Here is a 25,854-nt window from a genome sequence, read left to right as displayed (position 1 = left end):
ATTCATATGCGAATGGCTTTCATTTTTGCATTTTATACTAATGTTTCTGTTACTTTAAATCGTATTTTTTACACTTTAAAATAAAAACCGTCCGATACTAATGATACTGCTGAGAATTCCCAGCCCTCCTAATGCTCCTTTTCCAACCTTAAGTAAACCTCCGAACATCCCCGGTTGACCTTGACCCGCGTTATTCCACCAGCCCATCGGAACTCTCGGATTACCCCAGCCTGCTGGATAGCCATAATTTCCCCAGCCTGGCGGACGTCCAGGACCTCCCCAACCCATCATTTGCCCTTGAGTGTTCAAACCCGTTTGATTCATCGGAGCCCAACTGGCTGGCTGACCCTGGGTACTTAAACCCGTTTGATTCATGGGGGCCCAACTGGCTGGCTGTCCTTGAGCACCTAAACCTGTTTGATTTATTTTCGCCGCCCAATTAACCGGATGCCCAGGATCATTATTAACCGGACCCCACCAACCTACTGGATTAACTGGACCACTCCAGCCTGCTGGAATTCCAAGACCATTTAATTGGTTAACTTTAGGCATTTGTTCTTGCAGGTGTAATGGTGATACCGAAATTTGGTTATTATATGACTGCCTTTGTCCACTTAATTTCGTATATTTATAATGGTACATCTGCATAACCCCCCCATCTTAAAAACATAATGTTAAGGTTAGGTTATGTAATTTGACTTTTTGTGACTGGTTAAATAACCAAGTGTATAAGCCAAAATAAAAAAGTGCGCCGGGAGGGCTTGCCTAAATTTTTATAGAAAAAAAGAGCTTAAAACGTCGTATAACAATCTATGGCCCAACCAGCAATCGTCCGCTTGTTGGGCTTTTTTCCGTGATAACGCCAATGAGGCAAAAGAACCGTCCCCGTGCCTCACCCAAAGTTAAAAACAGCTTGGTTTCTGACGATTTCTGTGATGTAGTTCATGGTCATTTGCATGGCTTCTTCTGGTGTGTATTGCCTGCGGTTGTTTAGGATGTTGGTGAACATGCCTTGCCAGATGAGGATGGTGATTTCGTTGATGGCATCGATATTTTCCTCTTTGATATAGCCTTCCTTTAGGGCTAATTCCAAGTATGATCTTCCTCGTTTGGACATGTTCCGTTCGAATAGAATCGGTTTTAGCTCCTCCGGGATGGTGATCAGTTCCTCCGGATAAATCTGATAATAACGTTCAAGCAGATTTTCCGGCTGTTCTCCTAGGTCCATGATAAAGACAGCATGAAAGATTTGCGGGTGTTGGAACGAGTGCTTGCAAAAGCATTCCCAGGCCAATAGGTATTTCTCCAGGGGATTATTCCCTTTATCCATATATGTGGACACTTCATCTGTATAGGGCTTTAGAAACTTCATCGCCGCGAAAAAAATTAAATGTGAGATCTCGGAAAAATAATTATAGATGGTGGCACTATTGTAGCCTGCTTTATCGGCCACCTTCCGAATGGTGATCTTATTAATGCCCTCTTCCTCAATAATTTCCGCCGTCGCTTCCACAAAATATTGCCACATACGGCTCATTTGGATTTTCTTCTTCATTGCAGCCAATTCTCCTCATCTATCGTCTTTTTTGAGTATATCAAATTTTTAGAATTTTCATTGAAAAAATTCAGATGGAATAATATAATCTTAATTATAAAGTAATCACGATTATATTTTAACCAATTTTACCACGATAGGGGGTTTTTAGAAACTATTTTACTAGAAATGAAATTTTCACAAAGGAGTGGAAGAATGGGGAAGGTAAAAATTGATCCGATTGTATTTTGGTCTTCATTAATTGTTATTGTTACTGCAACCTTACTACTGGTCTTCAATCGTGAAACGGCGGAACCGTTATTAAACAACATGATGACAGACATTACGTTTAAGCTGGATTGGGCGTTTCAGTTTCTGACCGCAGGATTATTTATCTTGCTAGTTTGGCTGATTTTTGGACGCTATGGAAAAATCAAACTCGGCGAAGGAAAGCCTGAATTCTCCAACTTTAGCTGGGGCGCGATGCTGTTTTGCGCCGGGATGGGTACGAGTATTATGTTCTGGTCGATCATGGAACCGATCTATTATTATACCGGCCCGCCATTCGGCATCAAGGCAAACAGCCCTGAAGCGGCGGAGTGGGCTGTCACCTACGGTTTATTCCATTGGGGGATTTCAGCATGGTCGTTGTATGCGCTTCCAACCGTAACCATTGCTTACTCATTCTTTGTGAAAAAGCAATCCTCTTTAAAAATCAGTACCGCCTGCCGCGGTGTACTTGGGAAGCACGCTGACGGCTTGGTTGGAAAAATTATCGATATCCTGGTGATTTGGAGTCTGGTTGGCGGACTTGGCACTTCCTTAGGACTTGGTGTTCCGATGATTTCTGCAGTCATTGGCGAAATTTTAGGAATGGAACAATCACTTGGATTGAGTATCATCATTATTCTTATTTGGACCGTCATTTATTGTTCCAGCGCCTATCTTGGACTTTATAAGGGCATCCGCAAATTAAGCGACATCAACGTGTATATGGCCTTGGCGCTTGCCTTATTTGTGCTGCTGGTTGGACCTACCTTATTTATTCTATCTTATTTTACAAACAGCTTCGGCCTGATGCTGCAAAATATCGTACGCATGAGCTTTTATACAGACCCAATTAATCAGGGAGGCTTCCCGCAGGGCTGGACCGTCTTTTATTGGGCCTGGTTTGCGGCGACATCGCCATTTATGGGCTTATTCGTGGCCCGAATTTCAAAAGGGAGAACGATCAAGGAATTAATCAGCGCTGTTCTGTTATGGGGCTCGTTAGGAAGCTGGCTGTATTTTGCGGTGTTTGGCGGTTATGCGATGCACCTTCAGCTTAATGATATTGTCCCAATCACGGAAATTCTCGACAAACAGGGTGGCCCTGCTGCGATTGTCGCTGTCTTGAAGTCTCTGCCGCTCAGCACTATTGTCTTGATTTTCTTCGTGGTTCTCGGCTTTATTTTCCTAGCGACTTCATTGGATTCAGCCACTTATATTCTTTCTGCTATTGCCACTAAAGAACTAGTGGGTGAGCAGGAGCCGGCGCGCTGGCACCGTCTGTTATGGGGAGGCATTCTGGCCATTATGGCGGTAGCCTTGTTAATGATTGGCGGGCTGAAGGTCATTCAAACTTCCTCCGTCATTGTGTCCGTTCCGGTTATCATCATTTATCTGTTGCTGACAGTGTCCTTACTCCGGTGGTTAAAGCAAGATTACGGCAGCCCATCTTCAAAAGACCTTGACTTAGAGGAAAAGGCGGGCTAAGTCCTTAAAGAAATGATTGCTAACGCGCAGTGTGCCGCCCTGGCTGCTGCGCTTATCCTTATCAGGCGTTTTTTTGAAAAATTTAGGGAAAAGGTTTTGGAGGTTTTTTCATGGTTTTTAATGTACGTGATTCGAATCTTTCTATTAAAAAAGAATTCCCGCGCAAGGTCCATATAATCGAGCATGTTTGGATTCCGATGTCGGACGGCACGCGCCTTTCTGCAAAAATCTGGCTCCCGGAGGATGCCGAGCAGCAGCCGGTTCCGGCGATTTTGGAGTATATCCCGTACCGGAAAAATGACTTTACGGCACTGCGGGATTCGATCCGCCATCCTTATTTCGCCGGGCACGGATATGCGAGCATTCGAGTCGATATGCGGGGGGCTGGCGATTCGGAAGGGATTCTTTATGATGAATACCTGCCACAGGAGCAGGAGGATGCCCTTGATGTATTAAGCTGGATTGCGGAACAGCCATGGAGTACCGGAGCGGCAGGCATGATTGGTAAGTCGTGGGGTGGCTTTAATGGCCTTCAGGTGGCTGCAAGGCGTCACCCTGCTTTAAAAGCGATTATTACCCTTTGCTCTACGGACGACCGCTACGCCGATGATGTCCATTATATGGGGGGCTGCGTGCTGGCGTCTGATATGCTTTGGTGGGCTTCGACGATGCTTGTTTATAATGGCCGTCCAGCAGATCCGGAAGTGGTCGGGGAAACGTGGCGCTCGAGCTGGCTGGAGCGCCTTGAAAAAACGCCGCCATTTGTCGAGGAGTGGATGAAGCATCAGCGCCGTGATGCCTATTGGAAGCATGGTTCTGTCTGTGAAAATTATGCGGATATCGATATTCCGGTCTTTGCTGTTGGCGGCTGGGCAGACGGTTATACGAATGCCATCCTGAGGCTGCTAGAGGGACTGCCGGGACCACGGAAAGGATTAATCGGCCCGTGGGCGCATGAGTATCCGGAGGTAGCAGTTCCCGGTCCGGCGATTGGCTTTTTACAGGAAGCCTTGCGCTGGTGGGATTATTGGTTAAAGGGAATCGACACCGGCATTATGGAGGAGCCGATGCTGAGGGCATGGATGCAAGAAAGTGTACCGCCGCAAGTAGATTACGAGGAACGTTCTGGCCGGTGGGTGGCCGAAACAGCCTGGCCGTCGCCGGCGATCGAACCTATGGATTTTTGGCTGGATGAAAAAAGAATGTCAGAACTGGTGCCGGGTGAAAAACAGGAAATCCTCGTTTCCAGTGTCCAGCAGCATGGACTTTATTCCGGTGTTTGGTGCCCATTTGGCCAGCCGGGCGACCTTGCATCTGACCAGCGGCTCGAAGATGGGCTTTCGGTTTGTTTCACTACAGAACCCTTGATGGAACCGGTGGAAATCCTCGGTTTTCCGGAGGTGACAGTGGAATTGGCGTCTGACCGGCCGAACGCTTTGCTTGCCGTCCGGCTTTGCGATATTGCGCCAGACGGGGCCTCAACCTTGGTCAGCTGGGGCATGTTGAATTTAACTCATCGGGACAGCAATGAGTTCCCAACTCCGCTTGTTCCAGGTGAGCGTTATACCGTAACCGTCAAGCTCAATGCAATTGGGCATGTGCTGCCTGAAGGACACCGCTGGTCGGTCGCGTTGTCGCCAACCTATTGGCCGCATGCCTGGCCATCGCCGGAACCGGTGACCTTGAAAGTTTTTACCGGTGAAAAAACGCGTGTGACCTTGCCGGTACGGCCGCCGCAGCCGCTAGATCAGGAACTGCCTGAATTTGGTCTTCCGGAAACGGCCGCTGTCGCCGAACGAGAAATCCTTAGGGCCGAGAACCGCACCCGGAAAGTCCACCATGATTTAATTAACGGAGTATGGGTGCTCGATGACTTTTCAGACGAAGGAGCCCGCCGCCTGCCTAGTAATGGTCTCGAATATGGCAGTATTAATCGGAATGTTTACACCATTAAAGAGGGCGACCCGCTGTCGGCCGAGGTTAGCTGCGAATGGACGCTGACGGTGGGCCGCGGAAGCTGGCAGACACGTCTTGAGAGTGTGAGTACCATGAAAGCAGATGCCTCTAAGTTTTATCTCACCAATGAATTGACAGCTTTTGAGGGTGAGGAGCAAGTTTTTTCGAAAAAATTGAATAAGGAAATTCCGCGCGATCTAGTGTGAAATGATATAAATGATCCCCTGGTGAAGACCTAGTCTGCCAGGGGGTTTTTTGAGGGAAAAAGTAGATTTTGGGGGGAGTTTTAATGAAGATAAATAAAAGGATTCAAATTTTTCGAGAGTTTATGGAGCAGAAGGGCGTCAGACTTAGTCTGATTTGGGATCCCGACAATCAATATTATTTAAGCGGGTTTCGAGCGATTATCTATTCGCGTCCCATTGTGACGCTCATCCATGCGGATAAAACTGAACTTATTGTTCCAGGGCTGGAAGAGCTTCATGCCTTAGAAAAGGCGAAAGTTGACAAACTCTATGTTTATTATGAGCAGATTGATATGGCTCACAAGGAGATTTCCTATTTAGAACATTTAACTAGATTGCTAAAAAAATATCCTGCCGGAACAAAACTTGGCGTTGAATTGGGGCTGCTGCCTGCGAGCGTCTATTTATTTTTACAAGAGCAGGGCTTTGAGCTTGTCGACGTTGGTCAAAAAATTATTAACATGAGGGCGATTAAAGATGAACAAGAGATAGAGCTGCTGAAAATTGCCGGCCAGCTGTCCGACTATGCAATCGGCGAATCGCTCAAACATGCACGGGCCGGAATTAGTGAATTGGAATTCGATTCGTATGGTGACAAGTTTTTATTGGAAATTGCCTCAAAGGACTATCCGGAGGAGTTAATTGGCTACGCGAATTGGACCTGTTCCGGAATCAAGCGGAGCGCCATGCCGCACCTTTACTCCAGCACGCGGAAATTTGCCGATGGCGATGTTGTCGTTCACAGCCGTCAGGTGTGGTTTAACGGATACCGAGCCGAAAACGAGCGGACGTTTTTTGTCGGAAAGCCATCTGAAAAACAAAAGGACTTATTGAAATTGGCGATCGAGGCGCAACGGGTCGGCATGGAAATGATTCAGCCGGGAATTACGGCAAAAGAGGTCGATATTGCGTCGTATCAGGTTTTTAAAAAGGCTGGTTACGGAGAATATGTGAATCATCGAATCGGACATGGGTTAGGATTATCGGAACACGAGGAACCGTACTTGCGGTTTGATAATGACTTGGTGCTCGAGGAGGGCATGGTTTACACTATTGAGCCAGGCGTGTATGTGCCGGGCCTTGGGGGCTTTAGGCATTCCGATACGATTATTTTGACCAAGACAGGAAGTTTTTCGATTACCCAATACCCTCGTGAACTAGAATACATGCTTTTTGATTAACAGCTGAGGTGGACGTCATGTCGTCAATTATTCTTACCATCATTGTGATTAACGTTTTATATGTTTCTTTATTTACTTTGAGAGTGATGATTGTCATTAAAGGATACCGGGTTCTAGCCTCAGTGCTGTCGATGGGTGAGGTGTTTGTCTATTTGATGGGACTGACGATTGTCCTTGATAATCTTGATAAACCCATGAACATCGCAGCCTACTGCTTTGGCTGGGGACTAGGTGTGTTTGTCGGCAGTAAAATTGAAGGGTATTTGGCTCTAGGTTACGTCGTGATGGAGGTCATCGTGGAGCCGGTGGACTGTATCCTGCCTGACAAACTCAGGGAACAGGGCTATGGAGTCACTTCTTGGGGGGCCGATGGAAAGGAAGGCAAGCGGCTGGTCATGAAAATCCTGGCCAAACGAAACCGCGAACAAAAACTCAAAAACCTCATCCTATCCCTATCACCAAAAGCCTTCATCATCTCCTACGACCCCACCCACTTTAATGGAGGGTTCTTGCTAAAGAGGCTTGGGTGAAGCATGGGGACGGTTCTCATGCCTCATTTAGAGAAAAGGGGACGGTTCTTTTGCTTCCAAAGTGAAGCAAAAGAACCGTCCCCGTGCTCTATTTCGACGTATTTTCTGATAGGATGGATGATATTTTGATGTAGACTAGTAGGTCTTCTTCGGAAAATTGGTGTAGTTTGTTTAGTATTTTGGTATATTCCGCTTTATCTAATTGGTAATGGAAATCGTAAACCATCTTCCCTTTTTCTGTTAGTTCTAGGATGTATTCTCGTTTATCGATTGGGTTTTTGGATTTTAATACTAGGCCTTTTTTTATTAGTTTATTAACCATTTGAGAGATGGCGCCTTTTGTTTTTTTTGTAAGATTGGCAAGCTCTGAAGCAGTCGTTTGGGTTTTGTTTCCGATTAAATTGATTGTATGTGCTTCGACCATATAAAGCTCATCTTCGGTACCGTACTTTCTAGGTATACTTTCGTAGGAGCTAATTTGTCTGGAAAGGTCATAGACAGATTCCATTAATTCATAAATAATCTCTTCCTTTTTCATTTCTGCTCCTTTTTAAAAATTTAATAGATTCTTATCTTTATTATAGCATAATACTTATTTTTCCAGTCACTTTTATCAGATGGAATAGCCTCCAATATCGATGAGCAGAAAGACCTAACAATTATATTTCGATATAATTATTTTAATTTTCAGAATTTTTATTGACTAAATATAGTATAGTTGCTAAACTATATTTAGATGGTTTAGGTGCTAAACTATCGTTAAAAGGATTTATTTTAAAAGTACTTGTAAGCGTTTTAATTCAAAAGAGGGGGAGTTGATTTCAAGTGAAGTACGATTTTGACCAAATCGTCGACCGCAGAAATACGTATTCCTTGAAATGGGACGGCGGCGATCTAATTAAGGAATTGGGAATTACCCAGAGGTATGATCAAGAAACTTTGCCTTTATTTACGGCGGACATGGATTTTCCAGTTCCTCAGCCTTTACTCGATGCCTTGCATCAAACAGTAGAGCATCGGATATTTGGTTACTCCATTTTTCCAAAGGAGTACTTCGAGGCGATTCAGCATTGGTTTAAAAAGAGACATGACTGGGACATCCAAACCGAAGAAATTGTCTATAGTCCAGGAACAGTCCATGCTTTGAATGTGGCGGTACGAGCTTTTACCGAGCCCGGCGATGGGGTGATCATTCAACGTCCGGTCTATCCGCCGTTTACTGCGGCGATTGAAGGGAACGGACGACAAGTCGTTAATAACGCCCTGATCCGCGAACAGGATGGCTCTTATTCGATTGATTTTGAAGATTTTGAGGCAAAAGCAAAGAATGAAAACACGAAGCTGTTTATCCTCTGCAATCCGCACAATCCGACCGGAGGAATTTTTACACCGGAAGAATTAGCAAGATTAGCAGATATTTGTGAAAAAAATCAGGTTCTTATCATTGCGGATGAAATTCACGGGGACTTAATTCGCCGGAACCAAACCTTTATCCCAATCGCTAAAGCGGCAGCGAACACGCAGCATATTATTACCTGCACGGCCATCAACAAAACCTTCAACGTGGCCGGGCTCCATTGCACCAATGTCATCATTCCGAATCCTGAACTTAGGAACATCTTCAGCCAAGCCATGGGTTTCCAATTACCATCGCCTTTTACCGTATCAGCGTTGATCGCTGTCTACCATAAAGGAGAGGAATGGCTGGAACAGTTGAAGGAGTATTTAGATGAAACGATGGAATATGTACAAGCTTTTTTTGCTGAAAAAATGCCACAAGTGAAGGTACACATTCCGGAAGGAACGTATGTGATGTGGATGGACTTCAGCGCTTATGGAATCACGCCAGAAGAGGTTCATGATCGTATTTACAATAAAGCCAATGTCTTATTGGAAGATGGCAGTATGTTTGGTGAAGAGGGACAAGACTTCCAGCGAATTTGCGTATCTTCTCCAAGACCGATTATTAAGGAAGCGTTGGAACGGATCGAAAAGGAATTTGCCGACCTCGCGTCTCCTAACCATAAAGCAGCTACCATCCGATGACGCAGTAACAATCCCAAAAAAACATATAAGAGGTGAATGAAATGGCTAGTCAAGAATCGAATTTAAAAAAGGTTTTAGGGCTTGGGGATGTAATGAGTATTAGTATCGGGCAAATAATTGGTGCGGGAGTCATGGCCCTTACCGGGATTGCCATTGGGATGACTGGGAGCGGCGTTTCATTAGCCTTTGTCATTTCATCCATCTTTACGATATTTATGGTTATTCCAGTTGCCGTGATGGGTTCTGCGATTCCGACCACTGGGGGATTGTACAGATATACAAGTCGGCTATTGTCTCCAAAAGTCGGGTTCTTTTGGTTAACGTTATTTATTCTTGGACAGCTAACCCTGGCTATGTACGCGATATCCTTTGCGGAATATGTTCAAGGCCTCGTGCCGAACGCACCGCTAAAGCTAATCGCCTTCTTGCTTCTGACTGTGTTTTATATTGCAAATATAGTGGGCGTACACTTCGCAGCCCTTGTTGAAAAATTAATGGTTGTTGTCTTGCTGCTGGCATTAATTGTTTTTGTCGTCTGGGGAATGCCTGAGGTGAATTATGCCGTGTTTAATTCAGGTGAAATGTTCACGGGAGGCTTTGTTGGATTTTTTATGGCGGTAGGATTGTTATCCTTTGCTACCGGCGGTGCGCAGGTCATTGCCGAGCTAGGCGGGGAGATGAAAAATCCGGGGAGAGATATCCCGCTGACAATCATCACAACGACATTGGGTGTCGGAATCTTGTATGCGTTTATGGCGACGATTGCTGCAGGGGTGCTGCCGATTGCCGATGTTGCGAACAAGCCTTTAACAGATGTGGCAAAAACGATTTTACCAAAACCGCTGTTTATATTCTTTATGGTGGGCGGAGCCATGTTTGCCTTAGCGACGACCTTAAATGCGACTCTTTCCTGGGTCACCAAAGGAATTATGATTGCCTGTGAAGACGGCTGGCTGCCAAAATCCTTAGGGCAAGTTAACAAAAAGTTTGGAACACCGCACTGGTTACTTACTTTATTTTACGTGATTGGAACAATTCCTATTTTAACAGGACTTTCTTTAAGTGTTATATCGGCTTTAGGCACTGGAGTATTCTTGCTGGCAAATATGATACCGGTTTTCGCCGCTACCAAGCTGCCTAAAAAACATCCTGAGCTATATCAAGCAGCACCATTTAAACTCCCGCCGCTGGTCTTAAATGCGGTTGTCTATATTGCGATTGCCCTATTATTTTTCCAAGGATATTTACTCATGTCATCATTGTCTATGCCAATCATTATCGGAACGATTGTCTATATAGTAGCTGCTGCAGCTTACGTTATGATAGTAGGTAAAAAAATAACCCACGATTCCGGCCACTTCGGCTTCGGCGGGCATGTAAACACAACTGAAAACCCCAAGGAGAATATAGGAGTCTAAAATGATGCATGGGGACGGTTCTCATGCCTCACTTTGTGAGGCAGAAGAACCGTCCCCGCGCATCCAATGAAATGGAGGTAAAAGATTTGATAGATGAAAGTTTATATAAAAAGTCAAATATTCGTAGGTTGCCGGAATTAGGAAAGCTTGCGCCCGAGACGTTTAAAGCGTTTGTGAAGTTTGACCAATTGGCTTTGGCGCCAGGTGCGATTCCTCAAAAAACAAAAGAACTCATTGCAGTCGCTGTGGCACATGTTACGGGTTGCCCTTATTGCATTGATGGTCATGTTTCGAAGGCAAAAAAACTAGAGGCTTCCAAGGAAGAGATGCTGGAGGCGATTATGGTCGCGACTGCTTTGAAAGCAGGTTCAGCCTTGGCACATGGATTAAATGCCTTGAATGCCTATGATGAGGATGGGGGAGATGAGCTTTACAACCGCTCCAACATGAATCGATTTGGCGAGTTCAAAGAATTAGGGCCAGAATCCTTTCAAGCCTTTGTGAAGTTTGATACGCAAGCCCTGAAAGCCGGGTTATTAAGCCGGAAGGAGAAGGAATTAATTGCTGTTGCTGTCGCCCATGTGACAGGCTGTGCCTACTGTATTGAAACCCATACGAAAAAGGCCAAGCAATTGGATGTTACGAAGGAAGAGCTCGTCGAAGCCATCTTTGTCGCAACCGCATTAAAGGCAGGGTCCGCACTTGCCCATAGTGTGAATGCGCTAAACGCATACGATGAAAATTGAATAGTGAGGCGTGGGGACGGTTCTTTTGCATCATGATGCACAAGAACCGTCCCCATGTTTCAATTTTAGGTTTATAGCAAATAATAGAAATGGTAGTAAAATTGTTTTTCGAAAAGGATTTGAGGGAACGTAATGTTACACACTGTGGTTTCGTATTTAAGATTTGCGCTGCCTTTTCTTTATTTGCTGGGTTCCTGGCGCTGGGGTGATTGGAGGAATTGGAAGGAGTACTATCCAACCATTCTTTTTTTCGTAACCGTGAACTTTTTTATTTCTATTATTATGTATGAATATCCACTATGGACTTATAAAGAATCTTTTTTTATTCCCAACCATACCATTGTTGATTTTATTATTGCTTTTTTGATTTTCCCCCAAATGGCCTTTATATTTCTTTCAAAATACCCTTTTCAGGCAAGCCTGCTTAAACAGATAGGTTATGCATCTATCTGGGTCATTTTTGGTATCGCAATAGAGAGCCTTTTTAAGGCTGCAAACCTAATCTCCTATGATCATGGCTGGAATTTCTGGTGGTCTCTCATAGTCTGGATCTTTATGTTTTTTGGCCTGCGCCTCCACCATACAAGGCCCATATTAGCCTGGTTCCTCTGTTTCGCATGTACCATTTTTTTAATCCTATACTTTCACATACCCATTACGAAATACAAATGATGCATGGAATGATGCATGGGGACGGTTCTCGTGCCTCACTCGAAATGATGCACGAGAACCGTCCCCACGCCTTACCATCTCACTCATTAAACAAACTCTATTACGTCCTCCAAAGGAATCCGTGTGGTTTTGAATGCTGGTGCTGCTGCTTTTCCCAGTGATATTAGAATCATTGGCATGTAGCGGTCGGATACTTGGAACTTGTCCATGAATTTTTGTTTGTCAAAGCCGCCCATTGGGACCGTGTCGTAGCCTTTTGCTTTGGCAGACAGCATTAGCTGCATCGACACTAGGCCTGTATCAAAAGCCGCGATATTTTTGCGAACTTCTTCGGGTAAGTTAGAGTACAAGCTGTTTGAACCAGTAATTAGACGGTGCATGTTGGCTTCATCCATATATCCGGCTTCATTAGCACTTCGGTACACCTTCTCAATATTTCTGTACATTTCCTTATCACCCAAAACCGCAATCACGGCTGAAGAGGTTTCGACCTGCTCTTGATTGTTTGCAATCTGCCGGAGCTCTTTCTTCATTTCTTGGTCCTCAATCACGATAAATCGCCAAGGCTGGAGATTGCTTGAAGAAGGAGCCAGGATAGCCTCATTTAAGATTTCTTCAATTTCCTCGCGGGCTATTTTAAAAGTAGGATCATATTTTCGAACAGAGTGACGTTCTCTGATTACATGGCTAAAACTTTGTGCATTCATAGTTACAGTGGACATTCTTATTGCCTCCTTATTAAAAATAAAACTTACTAAAAGTAAGCTATTTTAGTTCGTGTTTTAGCTTACTATTAGTAAGTAAATGAGTCAAGCAAAAACTATTGTGATATAATGTGAAAATATTGGTGATAAGCAAATGAGGTAAGGAAATGGAAAAATCAAACTGTAGCTGTACTGAACAAGAGATAAGTAAAATCTGCAAGGATTTCCATGGGACGATTGAATTTATCGGAAAACGGTGGATGGGGATTATTATTTATCAATTGCTGAATGGGCCGAAACGTTTTCATGAGCTTGTGGAGAACATTCCTGGCATTTCTGACAGGCTTTTAACCGAACGACTGCGCGATCTTGAAAAAGAAGGACTGATTATCAAAAAGGCTCTTGTCCCTTCGCAAAAGAAAGTAGAATATGAATTAACCCCAGCAGGCAAGCAACTTGAGGCGGTTATCACTTCCATTCTCCACTGGGTTAAAACAAGGCAGAAGTGAGGCATGGGGACGGTTCTTGTGCCTCATTAATGCACAAGAACCGTCCCCCAACTATTTTTCCAAATAAAAAAGGGCAGCAATAACATGCTGCCCGTAGCTTCGGATATCGAGTATTTACAGTTGATTCGAAACTATTGTTAGTAATGCACTAAGGATGATAGTGGCGAAAACAATAGAAGTATATACAAGGTTTTTCTTCATCTTTTTCCTTCTCAGTACTTCCTCCGGCGTAAGCCAGTAACTCTTTGACATCAAAATTCCCCCTATAGCTTTGATGGCAGCTGGCTGGCCTTGCTCCATCACAGAGGCCCCTATAGCTTTGCGTCATCACCTTACAGTGACTTTGCCCTTACATAGATTAAAGGATTTTAAGAAATTTGTCTATATTTGTCGAAAATGAAACATGGGGACGGTTCTCGTGCCTCATTTTCGGCTCGTTTTGATGCACAAGAACCGTCCCCATGCATCCCCCCATGCCTCGTTCTAAAGCTCTCCTATTGTTAATAGAATATATTAATTTGAGGAAGTTGAAAGTGGTGAATGTCGAGGATGAAGGAAACGGCCCATATAGAGATTAGTGGGATGTATTGTGCCGCCTGCGCTGCCAGAATTGAAAAGGTTGTCTCCAAAATAGACGGGGTCGAGGAAGTGCAAGTCAATCTGACAACGGAAAAGGGGCGCGTTACATTCAGCAAGAATCGGACAAGCATTCAAGAAATCATTAATAAAATTATTAAAATTGGCTATGATGCAAAAATCGACCGGCAGAATCATATACAGTCCGAGCTGGAGAAACGGAGAGAAATGACGGTTCTCAAGCGGCATTTCATTGTCTCGGCCTTGCTTACTGTACCTTTAGCGTGGGCGATGTTTGCCCACTTTACATGGGCTTCTTTTATCAACGTGCCAGAGCTGTTTCTCCAGCCCCTCTTCCAATTTGCTTTAACGATTCCGATTCAATTTATCATCGGGTTCAAATTTTACGAACGGGCATGGAAAGCGCTGAAAGGCGGCAGTGCGAATATGGATGTTCTAGTGGTGCTAAGTACGTCGGCGGCTTTTTTTTACAGCCATTATTTAACGTTCACACACTTAGGTAGTTCTGCGTATCCAGTGTTGTATTATGAAACAAGTGCTTTTATCATTACATTCATTTTATTAGGAAAATTTCTTGAAGCCCGAACAAAAATGAGAACCACTCAGGCAATCAAGCAGCTTTATCAATTGCAGACGAAAACGGCCACCTTGTTTTTGAACGGAAAGGAATCTCCATCGCCTGTTGACCGGCTGTCTCCAGGGCAAGTGATTATCGTGAAATCAGGCGAAAAAGTCCCGATAGACGGGGAGGTTGTTGAAGGGAACTCAATGGTTGACGAGTCATTGTTAACTGGGGAAAGCATCCCTGTTGAAAAAAGCAACGGTCATCCTGTCTTTGCCGGGACCATCAATCACAACGGCAATTTAAAAATAAAGGTCACAAAACGGGACTCTGAGACGACCTTATCGCAAATTATTCGAATTGTTGAGGAAGCGCAGGCCTCTAAGGCACCAATTCAGCATATCGCCGATAAAGTGACTGGCATTTTCGTTCCGATTATTATTGTTATTGCGCTGCTTACGTTTGTGCTGTGGTATTGGATTTTTGAGCCAGGGGTTTTAAGCGCGGCGCTCGAAAAGATGATTGCCGTCTTAATTATCGCCTGCCCTTGTGCCTTAGGATTGGCGACGCCTACGTCCGTCATGGTTGGGAGTGGACGTGCCGCCCAGTCGGGGATTCTTTTTAAAGAAGGGAAGTTTCTTGAATTACTAGGGAAGAGCACCACGGTAATCTTGGATAAAACCGGAACGCTCACGAAAGGCGAGCCGCACGTTACGGACGTGTATGTAGAGCATGTTAGCGAGGGAGAGTTCTTTGCCATTATCGGTGCGGTGGAGGGATCTTCGGGGCACCCAATCGCGAAGGCTATCGTAGCAGAAGCCCGAAGAAGGATAGGTAGTATTCCAATTGCAAATGAGGTTGTCGCGATCCCGGGTTATGGAATTAAGGCGTTTGTGAGTGGAAAAGACGTGTTGATTGCGAATCCAAGTTATTTTTTGAAAAATAAACTTTATATTCCGCCTAGAGCGGGTAAAGAAATTGCACGACTTGAACAAGAAAAGAAGACGGTGATGGCGGTTGCGATTCAAAACCGCTTTGCCGGGATGATTGCTGTTGCCGATGAGGTAAAACCAGCCTCGAAAGCGGTGGTATCTGGCTTGAAAGGGATGGGACTGGACGTCATCATGCTGACAGGCGACAACCTTGAGACTGCCAAGGCGGTTGCAAAAAAGACCGGGATTTCAAAGGTGAAAGCGACCGTCACACCACAGCAAAAGGCGGAAATCATCCGAGCATTGCAGAAGCAAGGAAAGAAGGTGGTGATGGTGGGGGATGGGATGAATGATGCCCCAGCCTTGACCGTCGCGGATGTGGGCATCGCCATGGGGACCGGCTCCGACCTTGCCATCGAATCCGGTGACATTACCGTCATCAAAGGAGATTTGAGCAAGGTGGTCGAGGCCATCCAAATCAGCAAAGCCACCATGACCAACATCAAACAAAACTTCCTCTGGGCCTTCCTATACAACATCATCAGCATCCCATTCGCCATGCTCGGCCTTCTAGCCCCCTGGCTCGCCGGCGCCGTCATGGCCTTCAGCTCCGTCTCAGTAGTCCTAAACGCCCTTCGCCTAAACAACAGAATGTGATGCATGGGGACGGTTCTCATGCCTTAATTTCAAAAGCAGCTTGCCTCCGTTGACGGGCAAGCTGCTTTGTTTATTACATTAAAAGGAGGTTATTTTTTATTGACTTGACGTCCGCTTTTTTTCTGGCTTTGTGAACTGGTGCTTCCAATTTGAAATTCATTGCCTAATTCAATATCGTTTCTTTTATCGTGTTTCTCAATTTGTTCTCGCGTTTGATCTCGTTGCATACCCTGATTATTAGACACGGTTCATTCCATCTCGCTTTCCGATTAGTCTTTTTTAAAATCGCAAATAAGGCATGAAAAAAAAGGGGGTACTGAAGCAAATCAGTATCCCTTTTTTGTGGAAACACAGAAGAAATCCTGGGTTGGGTCTGTTCCGAAGACTTTTCTGATCTCACACAACTATTATTATGTACTCATACGCAATTTTATATTAGGTCATGGGGACGGTTCTCGTGCCTCACTTTTAAAAGATGCTTGCTTACATCTTAGGCAGGGTGGTTTTTTTTGCTAAAGGAAAACTCGAAATTTGTTTGAGTATAGAGGAAAAGCATGCTCTATTTCCCAAGCAATTTTCGACGAGTTTTTCCATTGCATTCTAAGAAAAGAGTAATAATAACGGGGTTTTGTCGGAATCCAACCAAACGATTGGTTGAAAAAAGAAAAACGGGAAACCTGTAAAAGTCTCCCGAAAAGATAGGTTAGATTTCATTAGGCAGCTTTATTGAACTTGTCATTTTGATGCACAAGAACCGTCCCCATGCATCACCTATGTATCAATTTGTGGTAAACTATATAATATTTTAAATTTATGTAAGGTGATTGATGTGCTTGGAGTTTAAACAGTTGGAGTGTTTTATTGAGGTTACACGGACGGGGAGTTTTACGACGGCGGCGGAGAATTTGTTTATTACGCAGCCGGCGCTGAGCAGGATTATTAAGTCGTTGGAGGATGAACTGGGGACGCCTCTGTTCATTCGGACGAGGAAAAAGCTGGAGTTGACGGATGCGGGGCGGGTTCTCGTCAAACATGCCGTAAAAGTCGAGGAACAGCTGCAGCTATTGAGCGAAGAGCTTGATACCGTGCTTAAGTTAAAAACGCGGCATGTCCGCATCGGGCTTCCGACGATCACCAATTCGATTTTTTTCTCGCAGCTGATTGCATCGTTCCATCAGGAATATCCAGAGGTGACCTTCCAATTAGAAGAGGATGGGTCGAAACGGATAGAAGAGAAGATTATTAATGGTTTACTCGACTTTGGAGTCGTCGTTCTATCTGAAGAAAATGATCTTCTGGACAAATATATGTTTGTAAAAGAAAAACTGAAACTGGTTGTTCCCCCATCACATCATCTGGCCGGGAAAAAAGAAGTGTCACTGCAGGAACTGAAAGAAGAAAGCTTTATCATGTTTAATAAGGATTTTGAACTGCGAAATCTCGTCATCACGGCCTGTAGGGGAGTTGGATTTCAGCCGACGATTATTTCTGAAACCTCCCAGTTGGACTTTATTCAGGAATTGGTTGCCTACAATATCGGGATTACGTTACTGCCTGAGACTACTTGTTTGGAATTGAAAAATGATTTTAAAACCATTCCCGTCACTAATCCGGTGATTGAATGGAATCTGGCGTTGATTTGGAAAAAGGAGGAGCACCTATCGAAGGTTGCTAAAGAGTTTATCCGCTTTGCGAGGGTAAAACTGGCGAAGGAAAACCCCTCCACTGGCAATTATTAGAAAGCTCCCTCTTGTAAAAGGGGGAGCTTTTTTCGGTTTCGCCTGACAGGAAGCGCCTTCATACGGTTTTGTTATGAACACCATGTTCTATCGGCATTGTATATTAACACAGTGGCAGTATTATAATTGACATATAAAAAATTTAATGTCTAATGAGGCGAACGCTTCAAAGGCATTTTTATATATAGGGTGATGGAAATGCAATCAAAAAAAGTGAAAGAAACACGTGTTGTTCAAACCGACCAAGTGCTCATCAATGATTTGAACAACTACCATACATTATTCGGCGGCGTTCTAATGAAGAAAATGGATGCCTGTGCAGTGCTTTCTGCCCGCAGACATACACGGATTAAGGAATGTGTAACAGCATCAACGGATTCCGTCAATTTCATCGAACCAATTCGCGTCAGTGATTCGGTCTGCATCGAATCCTTTGTCAGCTATACAGGGAAAAAGTCCATGGAGATTTTCTGCAAGGTAGTTGCTGAGGATCTGGAAACAGGAAACCGCAGAATTGCGGCTACGGCGTTCTTTACGTTTGTTCCTTTAGATGAAAATAAACGGCCAATCGAAGTACCAGCGGTGATTCCGGAAACAGAGGAAGAGAAGTTTCTTTTTGAAACAGGCAAAGAACGCGAACAAATCCGCAAGCTGAAAAGGCAGCAAAACAAAGAACTCGTGTCTAAACTTACAGTAGATAAGCCATGGGATTAATACGAATCAAGGGGGAGAAATACATGGTCATCGTTTCAAGCTATAACGAATTGAAAAATGTGCAAACAGCTATCGAAAAATTAAATGCTTCCATATATCAAAAATTTATTAATATTGTTAAACTGACCCGCCAATTTCATTATGGATATCAATATATGGGTTCCTTACTGATGGATGAAGACTCAAGCCATTACGAGCCAGCAACCCAGGATGAATACGTACTATCAGTTTATTATGGTGAAATAGAAAAATTAAAAACAGACAACAAATTCCGTGACCTAAAACAACTGCTAAACAACTACAAACAATTAGGCTACGTAAACATCAGCAAACTTGCATTAGGCGAAAACCCACAAGCACTAGTCGGTCCAACTCTCATCAGATAATGATGCATGGGGACGGTTCTCGTGACTCAAAAATTGAGGCACAAGAACCGTCCCTTTGCTTTACCTGTGCCCCCATTTCTCTCTCCTCTTTTTCAAGCAAAGACAATACCCATTTCTGTTAAGAAAACATGGAAATCGGTCCAACTTCATCTATTTTCGACTAATTATGACAATTTTGGGACGTAAAATGATCCTTTGTGACGATTACTATAGTGGGGCAGTTTTAACCAAATAGAGAGAGAATTGGAGACATGATGATTTTGACGAGAGAAATGGTTGTAAATGGTGAAATGACGCTTAGCAGGAAAGTGACGTACGGAAACGGCAAGAAAATGCAAAGTCTGCCAGTATTCGCTTCAAGGATGGAAAAACGTGAATATTATAAAAGCATCCAGTTTGATATCCGAAATGTGTTAGATGTTAAATGCTTCTTAAGAGACATTCGGGCAAATTGGAATACATATGTTTCGCAGGTTAACGAATGGATTCAAAGCAATGTCGTGAAAAAGCTTGTTGTGACAGGCATTTTTACCGTTGTTTTTGGTTTGTTTACAAGTGCAGCGAATGCCGCATTTATTCAAGAATACACCTATCAGGTTAAATCGGGCGAAAATATTGAAACCATCGCGGCAAAACACGGAGTCACCGCGCAGGAGATATTAGACGCCAATGGGATTACGTCCATTAACGGTAAAAAAATTCTATTGCCAAAAGTGGAAGACAGGACTGTGACCGCCACAACCCTGAATGTCCGTTCCCGGCCGAACACGGATAGCAGCATACTTGGAACCTATAAAAAAGGGGAAGATGTCAAGGTTGCATTTATCGAAAACGGATGGGCGGCTATCTTGATTAACGGACGCGTTTGTTATGTTAGTGCAGCGTACCTTTCGCAAAAACAAGTCATTGCTTCTCAAGCAAAAACGATGTATGTGACCGCCACATCGTTAAGAGTTAGAGAATCTGGTTCCATGAGCGGTGCCGTACTCGGTTCGTTAAAATTTAACGAAGGAGTGTCTGTGATCTCAACCTCATATGGCTGGGCGCAAATTCAATACAATGGCAAAAGTGCGTACGTAAGTGCTGCTTATTTAACTAATAACGCACCTACTTTGGCAAATAATGAGCCTAGTAAACCCAACAGCTCAACGACAAGTACATCTGTGTATGTTATTAAGAGCGGGGATACTTTTACAAAAATCAGTAAAGCGCTTGGGGTCTCAGTTGCAGCCATTCAGGCACTAAACCCAACAGTGGACCCGGTCAAGCTGAAAATTGGCCAAACTATTAACATCCCTAGTGAGGCAACTGCCTCCGCGCCAAGTCAAATTAGCGTAACAGCGCAAATCGGCGGAGTAAACCCAAACGGAGTCTTCCGTTTCAACACCCCTGATGGCCGAACCTACAGTGCAAAAGCATCAGGCAACATGATCAATGAACTTTTTAACCGCCAAGGAAAACAAGTGACCCTAACCCTTGAAGCAAAAAGAGGACAACAAATGACCCTGGTCGCGCTTAGATAAAAATCGGATCCGCGGGGACAGTCCACGTGCCTCACCAGTGGCGTGATGCATGGGGACGGTTCTTGTGCCTCATCCAGAACATCCGCAAAATAAAATAAATATCCCAAGACTCCTTCAGCACAACGCTGGGGGAGTTTTTTTTCTCCTTCAAATAAGTTTTCATTAAAAAATGTTTGTTTGTATCAAAAATTGAAAAAAATCCAATTGTTAGTCAAGTACATCCTATAATTTCCCTCACTTGTTCCTCTTTGATAGTTTTGTTAGATGTTCCTGCAAGAAACCTTATTTTGATGCACCAGAACCGTCCCCATGCCTCATTCCTTCTAGGTCTGAGGTCTTAGTTATAATTACAGCAGCTGCCCGAGGTTAATGGAGGGTTGGAAACTCTATAATAAAAAAGGTAAATACACCCAAATATATCCGAATAAAAAGGGGAAAAGAAGTTATGAAATCGTGGATTAGGTTTTCGTTAAAGAATGCAGGGGTTATTTTTATCGCCATGTTGATGGTGATTGCTGGGGGGATTTATTCCGTCAAAACAATGAAAATGGAGTCGATGCCGAATGTTGACATTCCGTATATTGTCGTTCAGGTTCCATATGTCGGCGCCACCCCGGAGCAAGGATTAGAGGATATCGGCAAGCCGCTCGAAGAAACGCTGTCGGGAATCAAGAAGCTTGATAACTTATATATCGAAGCCCACAGTAATATGGTTGTCGGAATTCTTGAATTTGAGATGAGCAAGGATATGGATGAAGCGGAGAAGGAAGTCACGACCGCAGCCTCAACCATCAAGCTGCCTGCTGGTGCAGAAAAACCGGAGATTCTAAAGGATGGCCCTTCTGCCATGCCTGTCTTTACCTTTGCGCTGTCATCGGAAACTGCTAATCAATCCGACCTGACGCAATATATCAACGAGCGGATCAAGCCGGTCTTGACCGGAATTGATGGAGCCGGGGCTATCGATATTTCGGGCGAGACTGAAAAGGAAGTGGCAATCAAACTCGATCCGGAAAAAATGAAGCAGCAAGGTGTGACCTATGATACGGTCAAGCAAACACTGCAGGCTCACCATTTTTCATTCCCAGCCGGGCAGGTCAATATCAATGACAAAACATTCAACGTGCAGGCTGATTTCAAGCTTGATTCGGTTGAAGATGTAAAAGCGATTCAGATTTTAGCACAAGGGCCAACGGGCGCGGTCGTAAAACTACAGCTGGCCGACATTGCCGATATTTCTTACACAAACAAACAAGAAATGGTGTATACCCGCCTGAATGAAAAGCCTGCGGTCCTCGTGGAAATGAAGGCGCTGCCTGGCGCCAATACCGTTGAAGTCGTTTCGCAAGCAAAGGAAAAGCTGGATGCACTGGATCTTCCAACTGGCTACACCTTAACGAAATTATTTGATACGTCAAAAGAAGTGAAATCATCTGTTGATGGCATGCTTCGCGAGGTATTGCTCGGAACATTGTTCGCCGTAATTGTCACTTTTCTTATCTTACGTAACATCAGGGCAACGCTGGTGGCTGTGCTTTCCATTCCACTGTCCATCTTGGCCTCAATGATTACGCTGAAGTATTTTGACTATAGCTTAAACATGATGACACTCGCCGGAATCGCCGTGGCAGTCGGCCGCGTCATTGATGACTCAATCGTGGTCATCGAAAATGTTTACCGCCGCACGCTAACAAGCCCGAACCGAAATGAAAAGCTTGTGCTGTCAGCGGCAAAGGAAGTGGGCGGAGCCATCACTTCTTCAACGTTGACGACGATTGCCGTCTTTGGCCCGCTTTCCTTTGTACCTGGAATCATTGGCCGCTTCTTTGCCCCGTTCGGCATTACGGTCATTGTGGCACTCGCCTTCTCACTGATCGTGTCGTTAACAGTCGTGCCGCTGTTGGCAAAATTATTTTTACTTGGAATCAAACACAAAGAGGTCAAGGAATCGATTTTTGAAAAAGCCTATCGGCATACGCTAGCCTGGGTGTTGAATAAACGGGCAATCACCATTATTTTGGCTGTGATACTCTTTGCCGGTTCGCTCGTATTGGTTCCACTGATTCCAAAGAACTTCCTGCCGCAGGAAAAAGCCGTATCATACCGTCTGACAGGCGATTTACCGGCTGGAACTTCGCTGGAAAAATCAAACCAGATAGCTGTAAGAATGGAAGAAATCCTAAAGCAGGAAAAACAGGTGAAACATATCCAAACGGTTGTAAATGGAGAATACATTCGCTTATCAATTGATCTAAAGGATAACACGACAAAGAATCAAACAACTGATTTTGAGAAAAATGTCAGAGATGAAGTTGAAAAGCTGAACCCTCAAATGCTTGTAGCGCTTAGCCCTGTTGGCATTGTTGGAACAAGCGGCTTGGCGTTAATGGTTGAAGGCGGGAATGCCGAGGATTTAGAGAAGGCCGGAAACTTGATCACAGAAAAACTGAAAGGTATCGATGGTCTGGAAAATGTCGAATCCAACCTTTCTGGTGTGAAGGAACAGCTGCAGCTGGAAATTGATGATAAAAAAGCCGCTGAAAAAGGGTTAAACCCGATTATGGTCGCGGGCTTCGTAAGAGAGTTGATTTCCGGTGATACGGTCGCCAACATGCAGGTGGAAGGGAAAACGACAAGCATCCAGCTGTCATTGGCAGGGGATTCGTTAGATTCCATTGATAAGATCATGAGCCAAAGCATGACAAATCCGATTGGGCAGCAAGTCACCCTATCCGAAGTGGCAACATTGAAAAAAGCACCAAGTCCGTCGGCATTATACCGGCTAAATCAGCAGCAATATGTGCAGGTGACGGGCCGCATTACCACTGACAATGCTTCGGGTGTGCAGGCTGAGGTGGATAAACGGATGAAAGCATTGGATTTGCCGGAAGGAATCACCTATCATTCCGAAGGCCAGGCGCAAGCGATGAATGAAGGCTTTACGAATATGATGATTGCGATGGCAGTCGCTGTTGTGCTGGTGTTTATTGTGATGCTTGTTGCATTTGGCAACACGTTAATGCCAGTTGCGATTCTCTCGTCGCTGCCATTCTTATTCTCAGGCGGATTACTAGGATTGTATTTGACGAATCAGTCCCTTGGGATGCCGGCGTTAGTAGGGTTTTTAATGTTAATCGGAATCGTGGTCACCAATGCAATTGTGCTGATGGACCGGGTGAAGCAAAATGAACAGAAGGGCATGGAGTTAAAAGCTGCCCTGCTTGAGGCCGGAAAAACCCGTCTTCGTCCCATCCTGATGACGGCACTAGCGACAATCGGCGCCCTATTACCATTAGCCCTATCCGACGAAGGCGGACTCATCTCCAAATCACTCGCCATCGTCGTCATATCCGGACTGCTCACATCCACCCTGCTCACACTCGTCATCGTCCCAACCATGTACCACCTACTAAGTGGTGCACGGGGACGGTTCTTGCGCATCATCGCCAAGGGTGAAAAACGAAACACGGGGACGGTCCTCGCGTTTCATCAGCAAAAACAGTAAAAAAGCCCGACTCCCTATCAAGGGAAACGGACCGTTGCTTTATTGAAGGTGCCAATAAAAAATGCACATGCGGATTGCAACACTCAATCCCATGTGCATTTTTTGTAACATCAAGCTTACAGGTGCTTATTTCTTTTCAACTTTCACTAACCCTTTTCCAAAATTATGCTTATCAAAATAGCAAATGACCGTATCGTGAACTTGAATTCTTTCACCCTCGCTGATTTTATCCGCAGAAAATTCGATTTTCGTCCCGTCGGTACCCTTACCGTAGTATTGCTCACCCTTAATATCGGTAATCTCGTATTCTATAGTAGTGAACCCAGCGGAATCGCTGCTTGCCGTTGGCGTATTGTTCACAGGAGAAGGTGTATTATTTTTCAGCAAAACCAATACCAATAAAACTGATAAAAGAATAACCAAGATAATTAGTCTTTTGAACATATTGCTAACCCCCATATATGTATTTTATGAAATGAAAGGCAAAAGTAATATCCCTCTAAATTCCCTCGGACTTTATACCCATAAAGGGTTGCCGCGATACTTTTTGAGGCACAAGAACCGTCCCCATGCCTCATTTGAAAAAGTAAAAACCTTCAGTTGTGCTTTTTAAAGAAGATTATTCTATAATTGGGTGGGCCGGCAAATAGCGGCTTTCAAAGTATGTTTGGACCAGTCGAGGAAAATAATAGATGATATGGTTTGGTTCGAACAAGTTTGTTTAAGGTGTGTGAAAATAATGTTAGAAGAGATATTGTCGCAAGTCCAAAGTGGGAAATTAACGGTTTCTGAGGCGAAAGAAAAGTTGGCTACCTATGAGAATTTGGGTTTTGCTAAAGTCGACCATCACCGGAAAAATCGGCAGGGGTTCCCGGAAGTGATTTATGGGGAAGGGAAGACGCAAGAGCAGATTCTTTCCATTATCCATGCAATCCGGTCAAAAGATAACGATGTATTAGTGACACGAATTTCAAAAGATAAGGCGGATTATATCCTTCGGGAACATCCGGAATTTATTTATAATGAAACAGCGCAAATTCTCTTTTGGAAAAAGAACACCACTAAAGTGGATGATTATCAAGGCTACATTGCCATTGTTTGCGCAGGCACGTCCGATCTGAAAGTGGCAGAAGAGGCTGCGGTTACGGCCGAAGCACTGGGCAGTAACGTCCGCCGCTTTTATGATGTAGGTGTTGCAGGAATCCACCGCTTATTTGATAATATTGAACAAATCCAACAGGCGACAGTCTCCGTCGTTGTTGCAGGCATGGAAGGGGCACTGCCGAGTGTGGTTGGCGGTCTTGTCTCTCATCCGGTCATCGCCGTTCCGACGAGCATTGGATATGGTGCAAATTTCAACGGTTTGTCCGCCCTGCTGACGATGTTGAATTCCTGCGCCTCAGGTATCAGTGTGGTCAATATTGATAATGGATTTGGTGGAGCATACAACGCTGTCCTGATTGATAACATCGCAAAAAAAGGAGCAAACAAGGGATGAGAACACTTTATATTGACTGCTTTTCAGGGGTCAGCGGGGATATGTTTATCGGCGCCCTCCTGGATGCAGGTGCAGATCCAGCTATTTTAGAAAAAGAATTAAAAAAACTTCATTTTGAAGATGAATATCAATTAACCTGGAAGAAAATCGTGAAGAACGGTATTACTAGTACGAAGTTTGATGTGTTGTTGACACAAGCTGACCATCACCATCATGAGCACGACCACCATCATGAACACGATGATCATCATGAGCACAACCACCATCATGAACACGATCACCATCATGAGCACGATCACCATCATGAGCACGACCACCATCATGAACACGATCATAATCATGAACACGATCATCATCATGAGCACAATCACCATCATGAACACGATCACCATCATGAGCACGATCACCATCATGAGCACGACCACCATCATGAACACGATCATAA

Annotated in this window: 24 protein-coding genes and 1 riboswitch; of the genes, 17 read left to right on the top strand and 7 right to left on the bottom strand. The window is 44.3% G+C overall.

Going from position 1 to position 25,854, the window contains the following annotated elements; translation table 11 throughout:
* Nucleotides 1–75 precede the first annotated feature (75 nt).
* Together KHB02_RS05335 and KHB02_RS05330 are read right to left on the bottom strand one after the other, a co-directional pair.
* A complete protein-coding gene (locus KHB02_RS05335; protein WP_213143902.1) occupies nucleotides 76–642 on the bottom strand; it encodes a hypothetical protein in 567 nt (188 codons plus the stop codon).
* Between the two features lie 250 nt (nucleotides 643–892).
* Nucleotides 893–1,555 (bottom strand): TetR/AcrR family transcriptional regulator, encoded by a 663-nt coding sequence (locus tag KHB02_RS05330; protein WP_241113734.1) that lies wholly within the window; start codon nucleotides 1,553–1,555, stop codon nucleotides 893–895.
* 195 nt (nucleotides 1,556–1,750) lie between these two features.
* Here KHB02_RS05330 and KHB02_RS05325 point away from each other — a divergent pair, with 195 nt between their 5' ends.
* The 4 genes from KHB02_RS05325 (at nucleotide 1,751) to KHB02_RS05310 (ending at nucleotide 7,201) form a co-directional block, all read left to right on the top strand.
* Entirely contained in the window at nucleotides 1,751–3,289 is a 1,539-nt protein-coding gene (locus KHB02_RS05325; RefSeq protein WP_213143903.1) for a BCCT family transporter, read from the top strand.
* 110 nt (nucleotides 3,290–3,399) lie between these two features.
* Nucleotides 3,400–5,451 carry a CocE/NonD family hydrolase gene (locus KHB02_RS05320; RefSeq protein ID WP_213143904.1) on the top strand — a complete coding sequence of 684 codons (2,052 nt, stop codon included), beginning with the start codon at nucleotides 3,400–3,402 and terminating at the stop codon, nucleotides 5,449–5,451.
* Between the two features lie 83 nt (nucleotides 5,452–5,534).
* The gene (locus KHB02_RS05315; protein ID WP_213143905.1) at nucleotides 5,535–6,671 is read left to right on the top strand and encodes a M24 family metallopeptidase; all 1,137 of its coding nucleotides are present in this window, start codon (nucleotides 5,535–5,537) and stop codon (nucleotides 6,669–6,671) included.
* 17 nt (nucleotides 6,672–6,688) lie between these two features.
* Nucleotides 6,689–7,201, top strand: coding sequence for a DUF2179 domain-containing protein (locus KHB02_RS05310; protein WP_213143906.1), 513 nt, complete (start codon nucleotides 6,689–6,691; stop codon nucleotides 7,199–7,201).
* Nucleotides 7,202–7,289: 88 nt separating this feature from the next.
* On the opposite strand, the gene KHB02_RS05305 is transcribed toward KHB02_RS05310, so the two are convergent.
* Nucleotides 7,290–7,739 carry a MarR family winged helix-turn-helix transcriptional regulator gene (locus KHB02_RS05305; RefSeq protein ID WP_213143907.1) on the bottom strand — a complete coding sequence of 150 codons (450 nt, stop codon included), beginning with the start codon at nucleotides 7,737–7,739 and terminating at the stop codon, nucleotides 7,290–7,292.
* 287 nt (nucleotides 7,740–8,026) lie between these two features.
* Here KHB02_RS05305 and KHB02_RS05300 point away from each other — a divergent pair, with 287 nt between their 5' ends.
* The 4 genes from KHB02_RS05300 to KHB02_RS30000 all read left to right on the top strand — a co-directional run bounded on the left by KHB02_RS05300 (nucleotide 8,027) and on the right by KHB02_RS30000 (nucleotide 12,083).
* On the top strand, nucleotides 8,027–9,247 hold the full coding sequence (locus KHB02_RS05300) for a MalY/PatB family protein (RefSeq protein ID WP_213143908.1): 1,221 nt from the start codon (nucleotides 8,027–8,029) through the stop codon (nucleotides 9,245–9,247).
* A gap of 41 nt (nucleotides 9,248–9,288) precedes the next feature.
* On the top strand, nucleotides 9,289–10,665 hold the full coding sequence (locus KHB02_RS05295) for an APC family permease (protein ID WP_213143909.1): 1,377 nt from the start codon (nucleotides 9,289–9,291) through the stop codon (nucleotides 10,663–10,665).
* Nucleotides 10,666–10,736: 71 nt separating this feature from the next.
* Nucleotides 10,737–11,411: a carboxymuconolactone decarboxylase family protein gene (locus tag KHB02_RS05290; RefSeq protein ID WP_213144473.1), complete on the top strand. Its 675-nt coding sequence runs from the start codon at nucleotides 10,737–10,739 to the stop codon at nucleotides 11,409–11,411.
* Between the two features lie 132 nt (nucleotides 11,412–11,543).
* Entirely contained in the window at nucleotides 11,544–12,083 is a 540-nt protein-coding gene (locus tag KHB02_RS30000) for a CBO0543 family protein (RefSeq protein ID WP_378586214.1), read from the top strand.
* A gap of 86 nt (nucleotides 12,084–12,169) precedes the next feature.
* Here the strand turns inward: KHB02_RS30000 and KHB02_RS05285 are convergent, their stop codons facing one another.
* Nucleotides 12,170–12,805 carry a nitroreductase family protein gene (locus tag KHB02_RS05285; RefSeq protein ID WP_213143910.1) on the bottom strand — a complete coding sequence of 212 codons (636 nt, stop codon included), beginning with the start codon at nucleotides 12,803–12,805 and terminating at the stop codon, nucleotides 12,170–12,172.
* A gap of 149 nt (nucleotides 12,806–12,954) precedes the next feature.
* Between KHB02_RS05285 and KHB02_RS05280 the strand changes: the two genes are divergently transcribed.
* A complete protein-coding gene (locus KHB02_RS05280; protein WP_213143911.1) occupies nucleotides 12,955–13,296 on the top strand; it encodes a winged helix-turn-helix transcriptional regulator in 342 nt (113 codons plus the stop codon).
* 114 nt (nucleotides 13,297–13,410) lie between these two features.
* Here KHB02_RS05280 and KHB02_RS05275 read toward each other — a convergent pair whose 3' ends face one another.
* On the bottom strand, nucleotides 13,411–13,548 hold the full coding sequence (locus KHB02_RS05275; protein ID WP_213117438.1) for a hypothetical protein: 138 nt from the start codon (nucleotides 13,546–13,548) through the stop codon (nucleotides 13,411–13,413).
* Nucleotides 13,549–13,569: 21 nt separating this feature from the next.
* Nucleotides 13,570–13,654: riboswitch (cyclic di-GMP riboswitch) on the bottom strand.
* Between the two features lie 191 nt (nucleotides 13,655–13,845).
* Between KHB02_RS05275 and KHB02_RS05270 the strand changes: the two genes are divergently transcribed.
* Nucleotides 13,846–16,044, top strand: coding sequence for a heavy metal translocating P-type ATPase (locus KHB02_RS05270; RefSeq protein WP_213143913.1), 2,199 nt, complete (start codon nucleotides 13,846–13,848; stop codon nucleotides 16,042–16,044).
* Between the two features lie 89 nt (nucleotides 16,045–16,133).
* Here KHB02_RS05270 and KHB02_RS05265 read toward each other — a convergent pair whose 3' ends face one another.
* A complete protein-coding gene (locus KHB02_RS05265) occupies nucleotides 16,134–16,289 on the bottom strand; it encodes a hypothetical protein (protein WP_213144512.1) in 156 nt (51 codons plus the stop codon).
* Between the two features lie 588 nt (nucleotides 16,290–16,877).
* Between KHB02_RS05265 and KHB02_RS05260 the strand changes: the two genes are divergently transcribed.
* The 5 genes from KHB02_RS05260 to KHB02_RS05240 all read left to right on the top strand — a co-directional run bounded on the left by KHB02_RS05260 (nucleotide 16,878) and on the right by KHB02_RS05240 (nucleotide 23,911).
* A complete protein-coding gene (locus KHB02_RS05260) occupies nucleotides 16,878–17,783 on the top strand; it encodes a LysR family transcriptional regulator (RefSeq protein WP_213143914.1) in 906 nt (301 codons plus the stop codon).
* Between the two features lie 198 nt (nucleotides 17,784–17,981).
* The gene (locus KHB02_RS05255; protein ID WP_213144474.1) at nucleotides 17,982–18,497 is read left to right on the top strand and encodes an acyl-CoA thioesterase; all 516 of its coding nucleotides are present in this window, start codon (nucleotides 17,982–17,984) and stop codon (nucleotides 18,495–18,497) included.
* 23 nt (nucleotides 18,498–18,520) lie between these two features.
* Nucleotides 18,521–18,883, top strand: coding sequence for a hypothetical protein (locus KHB02_RS05250; RefSeq protein ID WP_213143915.1), 363 nt, complete (start codon nucleotides 18,521–18,523; stop codon nucleotides 18,881–18,883).
* Nucleotides 18,884–19,134: 251 nt separating this feature from the next.
* A complete protein-coding gene (locus KHB02_RS05245; protein ID WP_213143916.1) occupies nucleotides 19,135–20,406 on the top strand; it encodes an SH3 domain-containing protein in 1,272 nt (423 codons plus the stop codon).
* Nucleotides 20,407–20,851: 445 nt separating this feature from the next.
* A complete protein-coding gene (locus tag KHB02_RS05240) occupies nucleotides 20,852–23,911 on the top strand; it encodes an efflux RND transporter permease subunit (protein WP_213143917.1) in 3,060 nt (1,019 codons plus the stop codon).
* 126 nt (nucleotides 23,912–24,037) lie between these two features.
* Here KHB02_RS05240 and KHB02_RS05235 read toward each other — a convergent pair whose 3' ends face one another.
* Nucleotides 24,038–24,355 carry a hypothetical protein gene (locus KHB02_RS05235; RefSeq protein ID WP_213143918.1) on the bottom strand — a complete coding sequence of 106 codons (318 nt, stop codon included), beginning with the start codon at nucleotides 24,353–24,355 and terminating at the stop codon, nucleotides 24,038–24,040.
* A gap of 295 nt (nucleotides 24,356–24,650) precedes the next feature.
* Between KHB02_RS05235 and larB the strand changes: the two genes are divergently transcribed.
* Together larB and larC are read left to right on the top strand one after the other, a co-directional pair.
* Complete coding sequence (larB, locus tag KHB02_RS05230) at nucleotides 24,651–25,409, top strand: nickel pincer cofactor biosynthesis protein LarB (protein ID WP_213143919.1); 759 nt, start codon at nucleotides 24,651–24,653, stop codon at nucleotides 25,407–25,409.
* On the top strand, nucleotides 25,406–25,854 hold a 449-nt coding region (larC, locus tag KHB02_RS05225; protein WP_241113733.1), incomplete at its 3' end, for a nickel insertion protein. The genes larB and larC, both read left to right, overlap by 4 nt.

It is taken from the genome of Neobacillus citreus (genome assembly GCF_018343545.2).
Taxonomy (GTDB): domain Bacteria; phylum Bacillota; class Bacilli; order Bacillales; family Cytobacillaceae; genus Neobacillus; species Neobacillus citreus.
This window is presented reverse-complemented; position numbering and strand designations above follow the sequence as displayed.

What these genes read in the sequence shown, in the direction of transcription:
- KHB02_RS05315 (WP_213143905.1), top strand. Translation starts at nt 5,535, where the DNA reads ATGAAGATAAATAAAAGGATTCAAATTTTTCGAGAGTTTATGGAGCAG.
- KHB02_RS05330 (WP_241113734.1), bottom strand. Translation starts at nt 1,555, where the DNA reads ATGAAGAAGAAAATCCAAATGAGCCGTATGTGGCAATATTTTGTGGAA.
- KHB02_RS05320 (WP_213143904.1), top strand. Translation starts at nt 3,400, where the DNA reads ATGGTTTTTAATGTACGTGATTCGAATCTTTCTATTAAAAAAGAATTC.
- KHB02_RS05240 (WP_213143917.1), top strand. Translation starts at nt 20,852, where the DNA reads ATGAAATCGTGGATTAGGTTTTCGTTAAAGAATGCAGGGGTTATTTTT.
- KHB02_RS05335 (WP_213143902.1), bottom strand. Translation starts at nt 642, where the DNA reads ATGTACCATTATAAATATACGAAATTAAGTGGACAAAGGCAGTCATAT.
- KHB02_RS05270 (WP_213143913.1), top strand. Translation starts at nt 13,846, where the DNA reads ATGAAGGAAACGGCCCATATAGAGATTAGTGGGATGTATTGTGCCGCC.
- KHB02_RS05325 (WP_213143903.1), top strand. Translation starts at nt 1,751, where the DNA reads ATGGGGAAGGTAAAAATTGATCCGATTGTATTTTGGTCTTCATTAATT.
- KHB02_RS05285 (WP_213143910.1), bottom strand. Translation starts at nt 12,805, where the DNA reads ATGTCCACTGTAACTATGAATGCACAAAGTTTTAGCCATGTAATCAGA.
- larB (WP_213143919.1), top strand. Translation starts at nt 24,651, where the DNA reads ATGTTAGAAGAGATATTGTCGCAAGTCCAAAGTGGGAAATTAACGGTT.
- KHB02_RS05275 (WP_213117438.1), bottom strand. Translation starts at nt 13,548, where the DNA reads ATGTCAAAGAGTTACTGGCTTACGCCGGAGGAAGTACTGAGAAGGAAA.
- KHB02_RS30000 (WP_378586214.1), top strand. Translation starts at nt 11,544, where the DNA reads ATGTTACACACTGTGGTTTCGTATTTAAGATTTGCGCTGCCTTTTCTT.
- KHB02_RS05250 (WP_213143915.1), top strand. Translation starts at nt 18,521, where the DNA reads ATGGTCATCGTTTCAAGCTATAACGAATTGAAAAATGTGCAAACAGCT.
- KHB02_RS05305 (WP_213143907.1), bottom strand. Translation starts at nt 7,739, where the DNA reads ATGAAAAAGGAAGAGATTATTTATGAATTAATGGAATCTGTCTATGAC.
- KHB02_RS05310 (WP_213143906.1), top strand. Translation starts at nt 6,689, where the DNA reads ATGTCGTCAATTATTCTTACCATCATTGTGATTAACGTTTTATATGTT.
- KHB02_RS05295 (WP_213143909.1), top strand. Translation starts at nt 9,289, where the DNA reads ATGGCTAGTCAAGAATCGAATTTAAAAAAGGTTTTAGGGCTTGGGGAT.
- KHB02_RS05290 (WP_213144473.1), top strand. Translation starts at nt 10,737, where the DNA reads ATGGAGGTAAAAGATTTGATAGATGAAAGTTTATATAAAAAGTCAAAT.
- KHB02_RS05255 (WP_213144474.1), top strand. Translation starts at nt 17,982, where the DNA reads ATGCAATCAAAAAAAGTGAAAGAAACACGTGTTGTTCAAACCGACCAA.
- KHB02_RS05245 (WP_213143916.1), top strand. Translation starts at nt 19,135, where the DNA reads ATGATGATTTTGACGAGAGAAATGGTTGTAAATGGTGAAATGACGCTT.
- KHB02_RS05280 (WP_213143911.1), top strand. Translation starts at nt 12,955, where the DNA reads ATGGAAAAATCAAACTGTAGCTGTACTGAACAAGAGATAAGTAAAATC.
- KHB02_RS05235 (WP_213143918.1), bottom strand. Translation starts at nt 24,355, where the DNA reads ATGTTCAAAAGACTAATTATCTTGGTTATTCTTTTATCAGTTTTATTG.